The organism is Hymenobacter agri (genome assembly GCF_054778495.1).
The window spans coordinates 1-9,001 of the sequence record NZ_BAAGZM010000129.1 but is presented as its reverse complement, the minus strand read 5'-3'; the positions used below and the strand labels follow the sequence as shown (position 1 = coordinate 9,001).

Genomic DNA, 9,001 nt, shown 5'->3' with positions numbered 1-9,001 from the left:
CCCGCGCTGCTGCTGGCGCAAGTGCGCGGCCAGGTGGTGTATGCCGCGCAGGCGCCGTTCAACAACACGGCCGCCGTGGTTGCAAAGCTGCCGAAAGCAGCCTTCCCGCCGGGCGTGGCCCACCTCACGCTGTTCGACGAAGCCGGCACGGCCCAATGCGAGCGGCTGGTATTCGTGCCCAATCCGCCGGGGGTGCACTTGGCCCTCACCCCCGACAAATCGGCTTATGCCCCCCGCGAAGCCGTGCGCCTGCATCTGCAAGCCAGCGATGCAGCTGGCAAACCCGTGCAGGGCCGATTTTCGGTGGCGGTGACTACGGCCGGCCCGGCCCCGGACAATAGCCCCACCATACTCTCGCACCTGCTCCTCACCTCCGACCTGGCCGGGCCCGTTGAGGCCCCCGGCTACTATTTCCAGGAACCCCAAACACCTGAAATTCGCCAGGCGCTCAATAGCCTGCTGCTTACGCAGGGCTGGCGGCGCTTTGTGTGGAAGGAAGTGCTGGCCGGCCAGCAGCCGGGGCGCGAGTTTGCCTTGGAGCAGGGCCTACGCGTGACGGGCCAGGTGCTGGCGGCCAACGGCCAGCCAGCGGCGGCTCATGCGGTGGCTTACCTGCAGTCGAACCCCAACCGCGAGGCCCAGATGCTGACCGATGCCAACGGCCGCTTCCTGTTTCGCGGCCTCGACGGGCGCGATACGGCCCACGTGATGCTGCGGGTGCAGCCCGGCCGACACGAGCAAAACCTGCGCATTCGCGTGCTGGGGCCGCCCCCGATGAGCACCGCCTGGGCCGGCCTCGCAGCTACGTCGCTGGCAGAGCAGACCGATTACCTGCAGCGCAGCCAGCAACGCCAGGCCATCGAGAAGCGCATTCAGCTGCAGGCTGGCCGGCCGGTGCAGCTGGGTGGCGTGCACGTGCGCGGCAGCAGGCCATTGGCCCCCGCCGACAATATTGACCGGCCCTACACCACCGGTACGGCTACGGTGCTACAACTTGGCAACGAAGTGAGGCAAGCCGACTCGCGCACGGCCATGGAGTATCTGCGAGGTCGGGTAGCCGGCGTAGTGGTCACCGGCAAGAAAATTAATATCCGCCAGGCAGTGACCATCCAGAAGCATTATAGTGACACCAATGGCAGCACGCATTCGGGCGTGGGTGGGGCGGTCGAACCACTGTTTTTACTCGATGGCAACATCATTTCGAGCGAAATATTTGCCGATTTGCCGGCCAACTCGCTTCAGACGATTGATGTTCTGAACCAAAACGCAGCCACTCTATTCGGCACCTTAGCCTACGGCGGCGTTATCGCAGCGTACTCGCGGCAAAACAATCTGGTGGAGCAAGTCGACCCCAGCAGTTCTTTTTCCGCTGCCCGGGCCGGGGCGCTTTCGCTGCAGGTACCCGGCTATTACCAGGCCCGGGAGTTTTACGCTCCGCGCTATGATACCGCCACGCCCGCCGGCCAGCCCGACCCGCGTCATACGACGCTATACTGGGTCCCGGCCGTCGGCACCGACGCAAGTGGCCAGGCGCAACTTCAGTTTTTCGCCTCCGATGCTACCGGCACCTTTCGGGCCGTCGCCGAAGGCGTAAGCCCGCAAGGAACTGCGCTTCGGGGCACCGCTACGCTGGAGGTTCGCCCCGGCCGCTAGCGCCTCCCCGACGCACTATGCCCCCCGCACTGCCTCGCTAAAGGCCGGAATATCGGCCAGCCGCTGGTTGGTGCGCGCTGCAAAATCGACGCGCCAGCAGTAGTGCACCAGCCCGTTGGTGAGCAGCAGCAGCGGCGCGCCAATGGTCTGATTGTAGGTGGTGGCCTGGCGCGCCACTTCCTGCGTGATAGGCACCGACGGCGCCTTGCACTCTACCAGCAGCAGGGGCTGTCCTGCCGGGTCGAGGGCCAGCAGGTCGGTGCGCTTCTGGCGCTGGTTGTAGCGCAGGCCGCGCTCGAGGGCCAGCAGGCCACGCGGGTAGCCCAGGTCGGTTATCAGATAATGCACCACGTGCTGCCGTACCCACTCCTCGGGCGTGAGCACCACGTGCTTGCGCCGAAGAATATCCCAGATAAGGGGCTGATTTGTGGCCGATTTCGTAAGTTTGGCCTCGAAAGGCGGCAGGTCCAGGGCTTGCATCACCTCCAAAGGTAGGGGTCTGGTACGGAGTGACTGAGCAACTGAGTGGCTAAGTGACTCCCACACGCATACCCTTTTCTCACTCCCGAACTTAGCCATCCCGCCACTCAACACACCTTTTATGAAGACCAAAGAAGAAATTGTAAACAACTGGCTGCCACGCTATACCGGCGTGGCACTGGAAGAATTTGGCCAGTACATCCTGCTCACCAACTTCAGCAACTACGTGTATATGTTTGCTGAGCAGTTTGATACTGAAGTGCGCGGCAAAGACAAGCCGATGCAAACCGCCACGGCCAACGGCATCACCATTATCAACTTCGGCATGGGCTCGCCGATGGCAGCCACGGTGATGGATTTGCTCTCGGCCATAAAGCCCAAAGCGGCGCTATTTCTGGGCAAATGCGGCGGCCTGAAAAAGACCAAGCTCGGCGACCTCGTGCTGCCCATCGCGGCCATTCGCGGCGACGGTACTTCCGACGACTACCTGCCCAAGGAAATTCCGGCCCTGCCCTCGTTCCGCCTGCAGCGTGCCGTGTCGTCGATGATTAAGAAGCACGAGCTCGACTACTACACCGGCACCGTGTACACCACCAACCGCCGCGTGTGGGAACACGATGCCGACTTCAAAGACTACCTGCGCCGCGTGCGCGCCCTGGCCGTGGACATGGAAACGGCCACGATTTTCGTAGTGGGCTTCGCCAACGAGATTCCGCACGGCGCCCTGCTGCTGGTGAGCGATAACCCGATGACGCCCGAAGGCGTGAAAACCTCGGAATCGGACTCGAAAGTAACCGCCGAATTTGTGAAGCGCCACCTGCAAATCGGCATCGAGTCGCTGCAGGAATTGCAGTTCTCGGGCGAGTCGGTGAAGCACCTGCGCTTCGAATAGCCCGGCTATTTTGAACAACTCCGGAACGTCATGCTGAGCGAAGTCGAAGCATGACGTTCTTTTTTATTCTTTCTTACCAGCATTTCCCGGCTCAACCCTCGCATATGTTCCACTTCTTCCCTTCCACCTTCTCTAAACTCGCCGCGCCGCTGCTGGCGCTTGGGCTGCTCGGCAGCTGCGGGGCCCGGCGCGAGGCCGTGGATGTGCTCGTGACCAACGCCACGGTGTACACCGTCGATTCGACGTTCAGCAAGGCCGAGGCTTTCGCGGTGAAGGATGGCAAATTCGTGGCCGTGGGGCCGGCGGCGGAGCTGAAGGCGAAGTACCAGGCGGCGCAGGAAGTGGACGCGGGCGGCAAGTTCATTTACCCCGGTTTTTACGACGCGCACTGCCACTTCTACCGCTACGCGCTGGCGCTACCGAGTGCTGACCTGGTGGGCACGAACTCGTGGAAAGAAGTGATTCAGCAGCTGCAGGAAAACCGGAAGAAGTACCCGCAGGCGGCCTGGCTCACCGGGCGCGGCTGGGACCAGAACGATTGGCCCAGCAAGCAGTTCCCAACCAAAGACACGCTCGACCTGCTGTTCCCGGACGTGCCCGTGCTCATCACCCGCGTGGACGGCCACGCCGCCCTCGTAAACCAGAAGGCGCTGGACGTGGCGGGCATTACGGCCCGCACGCCCATCAGCGGCGGCGTCATTGGGCGCGATGCGCAGGGCCACCTCACCGGCCTGCTCGTGGATAACGCCACGCGCCTCGTGAGCAGCAAAATTCCTGACCCCTCCCCCGCCGAAGCGGCCCCGCTGTTGCTGCAGGCCCAGCAAAACTGCGTGGCCGTGGGCCTCACCAGCCTCGCCGACGCTGGCCTCGATAAGGCCAACATCGACCAGATGGCTGCCCTGCAGCAGCAACAGAAGCTGAAGCTACGCCTCTACGTCATGCTCACGCCCACGGCAGAAAACCGCGCCTACTACCTCAAAAACGGCCCGGTGCTGACCGACCAGCTTACCGTCAGCTCCTTCAAAGTATACGCTGATGGGGCGCTGGGTTCGCGCGGGGCCTGCCTGGTGAAGCCGTACGCCGATAAACCGAAGGAAACCGGCTTCCTGCTTTCGACCGAAAAGCAGTTCCGCGACCTGGCGAAAGAGCTGGCCGCCTCGAAATTCCAGATGAACACCCACGCCATTGGCGATTCCGCCAATCGCATCATCCTCAACATCTACGGCGAGGCGTTGAAGGGCCAGAAGGACCGCCGCTGGCGCATCGAGCACGCTCAAGTCATTACCCCGGCCGACATGCCCAAGTTCGGGCAGTTCGGCATCGTGCCCTCGGTGCAGCCTACGCACGCCACTTCGGATATGTACTGGGCCGGCGAGCGGCTGGGTGCTGAGCGCCTGAAAACGGCTTATGCTTATAAAGAATTGCTGAAGCAGTACGGCCAGCTGGCGCTGGGCTCCGACTTTCCGGTGGAGGATATTAACCCGCTGTTCGGCTTCCACTCGGCCGTGGCCCGGCAGGATGCCAAGAACTTTCCCGCCACCGGCTTTCAGATGGAAAACGCCATTACCCGCGAGCAGGCGCTGCGCGGCATGACCACCTGGGCCGCCCACGCCGCCTTCGAGGAGAAGCGCAAGGGCCAGATTAAGCCCGGCATGCTCGCCGATTTCGTGGTGCTGGACACCGATTTGATGACCGCGCCGAAGGAAAACCTGCGCGGCGCCAAAGTGCTGCAAACCTGGATTGGAGGCGAGCGGGTGTTTGGCGGCAAATAACAATCTATTATTGCGGGCAACAATAGAAAGCCCCGGCACTGCGCAGTGCCGGGGCTTTCGTTCTCATCGGGCTATTTGAGAGCCCCTGCTAACGCTGCGGGGCTTCGTCAGCCGAGCCGCCGTAGATGGCGGGCACCGGAATATCGAGCAGGCGCAGGTACACGCTCATCTGGCCGCGGTGATGAATGAGGTGGTTGAGCACCAGCACCCGGGCCACGGCCGTGCGCGGCATTTTCATGAATACTTGTTCGCCGCGGCGCATGGTCCACATGTCCCGGAATGTAGCATCGTCGACATCGGCGAGGGCCTTGTGGATGTTCTCGGCGTTAATATCAAAACGGCGCAGTACCTCATCGGTTTCGGTGGGCGAGGGCGGAAACTGCACCGTGGCCATGTCGGTTTCGGGGCCCTGCAGCGATATCTGTAGAAAACCCACGAGGTTGGCCATGTGCGAAGCCAAGGTGCCCAGCTTCATGCTTTTGGGGTGGGGCTGCCAGTCGAATTTGTCGGTAGGCACCCGCTCGAGCAGGCGGCGGGTGAGGGCAAGTTCCTGCTTCAGCTCCTGGCTGAGGGCGGTTTGCAGCGTGGGGGCGGCGGTTTCGGGTTGCATGAGCAGTATAGGTTGGGGTGGGGTGATGTAAATAGAGTGAGCCCGTACACGAAGGCGCACGGGCGACCAAAATACTTTACCGGGCCATCGGCGCGCCCATTTCGGCGGCGGCCGCGGCGGGCGGCGGGCCGGGCACCGCTACCGGGCCCAGCGAGTCTTCGCGCAACTTCTTGCCACGCAGCTGGAGCAGGAAAATCAGGCCCAGAATGAAGAACACAATCAGGGCGAGGATGCTGTAGCGCATATTGCCGCCGGTGAGCTGCGAAATGCCCCCGAAGGTGATAAGGCCGATAACAATACCAAGCTTCTCAGTCACATCAAAAAAGCTGAAGTAGGCAGCCGAGTTGGGAGTGTTTTCGGGAATAATTTTGGAGTACGTGGAACGCGACAGGCTTTGTACCGCGCCCATGGTGAGACCGATAACTGAAGCCAGTAAGTAGAACGACCAGCCGGCCTTTACAAAATAGCCGGCGATGCATATCAACATCCAAATAAACACCGCCCAACTCAGCGCTCGCGTATTGCCGATGCGCTCAGAAATTTTAGCAAACATCCAAGCACCCAGAATACCGACGATTTGCAACAGCAGAATGGTGGTAATAAGCGCCGTGGTTTCCAAATGCAATTCTTCATCTCCAAACAGAGTGGCCACATACATCACCGTTTGCACGCCCATGTTGTAGGTGAAGTAGGCCAGCAGAAAGCGCTTGAGATTGGGCTGTTTCTTGGTTTCTTCCCACACCTTGCCCAACTCGCGGAAGCCGTTAAGCAGCCAGCCCGATTCGGAAACAGCACCCGGCGCACGGCCGGAATCGGCAGGCAGGGTGAAAAAGGGAATCTGGGCGAAGCCTGCCCACCAGATGCCCGTGAGCAGGAAACTTAAACGCGTGGCATGGCCCTCGTCGAGCCCAAACATGGGTGTTCCCGAGAGGGTAGGCCCCTTAATGATTAATAAGCACAGTACTAGCAGCAGCACCGAGCCAATGTAGCCCATTGAAAATCCCCGGGCTGATAATGAATCGAACTTCTCTTCGGAGGAAATATCAGGCAGATAGGAATTGTAAAAGACAATCGAGCCGGAAAAACCTACCGTAGCCATAATGAATACAAACACGCTGATGGTAAATGTGCTGGGCTCGAAAAAATACAGACCGGCGCAGCTAAAGGCCCCGATATAGCAGAATATTTGCAAAAACAGTTTTTTGCGGCCCGAGAAGTCGGCCAGCGACGTGAGTAGTGGGCTGATGAGAGCGATAATGAGGAAGGCAGCCGATACCGAGTAATTCTGCAGTGACGTGCCCGGAATGTGCATCCCGAGGAAGTCGACGGGGGTTTTGCCGCTGTCGGTGTGCGTTACGGCCTTCACCATTGAGCCCCAGTAAATCGGGAAAATCGAGCTGGTAATCACCAGCGGGTACACCGAGTTGGCCCAGTCATAGAACGTCCAGCCTGTGGTGATGCGCTTGTTGTCTTTTTCGACCGCGCCGGCGGCGGCGGCAGGTTGCGTCGGTGTTGGGCTCATAAGCGGGCGCAGGGAATGTGAAGGGTTGCGCCGGGCAAGGTAACGGGTTTTTACGGTTGGGGTTGGGCGGGGGCGTTGTTTACCTGCTGCTAGGCGCATTGGGCTTTTACCAAACAGGCCCGCCGGGTTCCGGCGGGCCTTCATAGCAATTCATAACAACCCAACCGTTATCCGTTCACCGAGCCCATCATGGCCGCCGGGTAGCGCAGGCCGGCTGCCGCCTTGCCCTTCGGTGCGATTTCGTCGAGTTGGGCCAGCTCGTCCTTGGTCAATTCCACTTCCAGCGCGCCAAGGTTTTCTTCAAGGTACTGCACGCGCTTGGTACCGGGAATGGGCACCACGTCGTCGCCTTGGGCCAGCACCCAGGCCAGGGCCAGCTGGCTGGCGGTGCAGTGCTTCTGCTTCGCCAAATCCTGAATACGGGCCACGAGGTCGAGGTTTTTCTGGAAGTTCTCGCCCTGGAAGCGGGGCGTGTGGCGGCGGTAGTCGTCCTCGGCCAGGTCTTCGAAGCGCTTAATCTGGCCCGTGAGGAAGCCCCGGCCCAGCGGCGAATACGGCACGAAGCCCACCCCCAGCTCCCGGATGGTGGGCAGAATCTCGTCTTCCGGCTCGCGGCTCCAGAGCGAATACTCGGTTTGCAGCGCCGCGATGGGATGCACCGCCACGGCCCGGCGCACGGTAGCCGGCGCGGCCTCGCTCAGCCCCAGGAAGCGCACTTTGCCTTCCTCCACGAGCCGGCTCATGGCCCCCACGGTTTCCTCGATGGGCGTGTTCGGGTCGACGCGGTGCTGGTAGTAGAGGTCGATGTGGTCGGTGCCGAGGCGCTTGAGGCTGCCCTCGCAGGCGGCTTTCACGTACTCGGGCCGGCCGTTGATGCCGCGCTTGGTGGGGTCGTTGGGGTCGCGCTGAATGCCGAACTTGGTGGCCAGCACCACGCCATCGCGCCGGCCTTTGAGGGCGCGGCCCACCAGCTCTTCGTTTTTGTAGGGGCCGTACATGTCGGCGGTGTCGAAGAAGGTCACGCCCAGGTCGAGGGCGCGGTGCAGGGTACGGGTGCTTTCGGCGTCGTCCTGCCCGGCGTAGAAGTCGGACATGCCCATGCAGCCCAGGCCCAGGGCCGATACGGTGAGGCCGGAGCGGCCCAATTGGCGGGTTTTCATATGCGTTGGTGGTTTGGTGGGTGAGTGAAGTAGTGGAATGAGCAGGTCAAAATCTGTCATCCTGAGCAGAGCGAAGGACCTTCTCACGCCTGAACTGTTTGCAGTAAACAACAAATACCGCCGTGAGAAGGTCCTTCGCTACGCTCAGGATAGCAAACCGGTTATCCCAGCCTTTTGATTTGGCCGATTTTTCTGCGCTGCCGCCACAACTCTCCTCCCTCCTGCCACAACTCTCCTCCCTGCCGCCACACTTCTCCTCCCTCCCGCTCCAACCATCCGCGCCGCCGTCACGCCTTTCCGCTGCCCCGCCCCACCGTACCTTTACCCCGTGAAAAGCACTCTGAAAAATGCCGTTTGCGCCGCCGCCGCGCCTTTCCTGCTGCTGGCCGCTTGCTCCTCGCCCAACAAGCCTATCAATGAAGGCGGAGCCCCCTCGCCGGCCAGCGCCGCCGAAATGGCCCTGATGGCCACCCACGACTCGTTGATGTTCCAGACCGACGAGCTGATGGCCCGCAAAGCCAAGCTCTCGGGCTATCACTCCGAGGCGCCCGCGCCCTACATCCACGGCCTCACCGCCGCCGATAACGCCATGATGGCCTGGATGCACCAGTACAAAGCGCCCGACAGCACGGCCACGCCAGAAGCCCGCCTCGCCTACATGCAGCAGCAGCAGCAGCAGCTCGCCGTGGTGCGCCGCCTGTTCCGCTCTTCCCTCGATTCGGCCGTGAAGTTCCAGGCCGCCCACCCGGCTGCCGGCGACTTGCCCACCCCTGCCGCCAAATAACCCCCGCCCCATGCTGAAACGCCTGTTGCTGCTGCCAGCCTTAGCCGGCACGCTGCTCACCACCGCCTGCACCGAGAAACCCAAGGAAGCCGCCCGGCTGCCCATTCTGGGCGAGCGCGACATCCGCC

General features: G+C 61.7%; 7 protein-coding genes and 1 pseudogene. 4 read left to right on the top strand and 4 right to left on the bottom strand.

Features of this window, described 5'->3' with window-relative positions; translation table 11 throughout:
* Positions 1 to 1,653: pseudogene (locus ACYVDE_RS08955) on the top strand (hypothetical protein); the annotation flags it as partial.
* A gap of 15 nt (positions 1,654 to 1,668) precedes the next feature.
* Here the strand turns inward: ACYVDE_RS08955 and ACYVDE_RS08950 are convergent.
* Positions 1,669 to 2,133 carry a type I restriction enzyme HsdR N-terminal domain-containing protein gene (locus tag ACYVDE_RS08950; protein WP_460501147.1) on the bottom strand — a complete coding sequence of 155 codons (465 nt, stop codon included), beginning with the start codon at positions 2,131 to 2,133 and terminating at the stop codon, positions 1,669 to 1,671.
* 121 nt (positions 2,134 to 2,254) lie between these two features.
* Here ACYVDE_RS08950 and ACYVDE_RS08945 point away from each other — a divergent pair, with 121 nt between their 5' ends.
* Positions 2,255 to 3,025, top strand: a complete 771-nt coding sequence (locus tag ACYVDE_RS08945; RefSeq protein ID WP_460501146.1) for an AMP nucleosidase — start codon at positions 2,255 to 2,257, stop codon at positions 3,023 to 3,025.
* 104 nt (positions 3,026 to 3,129) lie between these two features.
* Positions 3,130 to 4,797 carry an amidohydrolase gene (locus ACYVDE_RS08940; RefSeq protein WP_460501145.1) on the top strand — a complete coding sequence of 556 codons (1,668 nt, stop codon included), beginning with the start codon at positions 3,130 to 3,132 and terminating at the stop codon, positions 4,795 to 4,797.
* Between the two features lie 88 nt (positions 4,798 to 4,885).
* Here the strand turns inward: ACYVDE_RS08940 and ACYVDE_RS08935 are convergent, their stop codons facing one another.
* From ACYVDE_RS08935 to ACYVDE_RS08925, 3 genes are all read right to left on the bottom strand, one after another.
* Complete coding sequence (locus ACYVDE_RS08935; RefSeq protein ID WP_460501144.1) at positions 4,886 to 5,407, bottom strand: DinB family protein; 522 nt, start codon at positions 5,405 to 5,407, stop codon at positions 4,886 to 4,888.
* A 76-nt stretch (positions 5,408 to 5,483) separates the two neighbouring features.
* A complete protein-coding gene (locus ACYVDE_RS08930; RefSeq protein WP_460501143.1) occupies positions 5,484 to 6,929 on the bottom strand; it encodes an MFS transporter in 1,446 nt (481 codons plus the stop codon).
* A gap of 167 nt (positions 6,930 to 7,096) precedes the next feature.
* Positions 7,097 to 8,089: an aldo/keto reductase gene (locus ACYVDE_RS08925; RefSeq protein WP_460501142.1), complete on the bottom strand. Its 993-nt coding sequence runs from the start codon at positions 8,087 to 8,089 to the stop codon at positions 7,097 to 7,099.
* A gap of 328 nt (positions 8,090 to 8,417) precedes the next feature.
* Here ACYVDE_RS08925 and ACYVDE_RS08920 point away from each other — a divergent pair, with 328 nt between their 5' ends.
* Positions 8,418 to 8,873: a hypothetical protein gene (locus ACYVDE_RS08920; RefSeq protein WP_460501141.1), complete on the top strand. Its 456-nt coding sequence runs from the start codon at positions 8,418 to 8,420 to the stop codon at positions 8,871 to 8,873.
* Positions 8,874 to 9,001 lie beyond the last annotated feature (128 nt).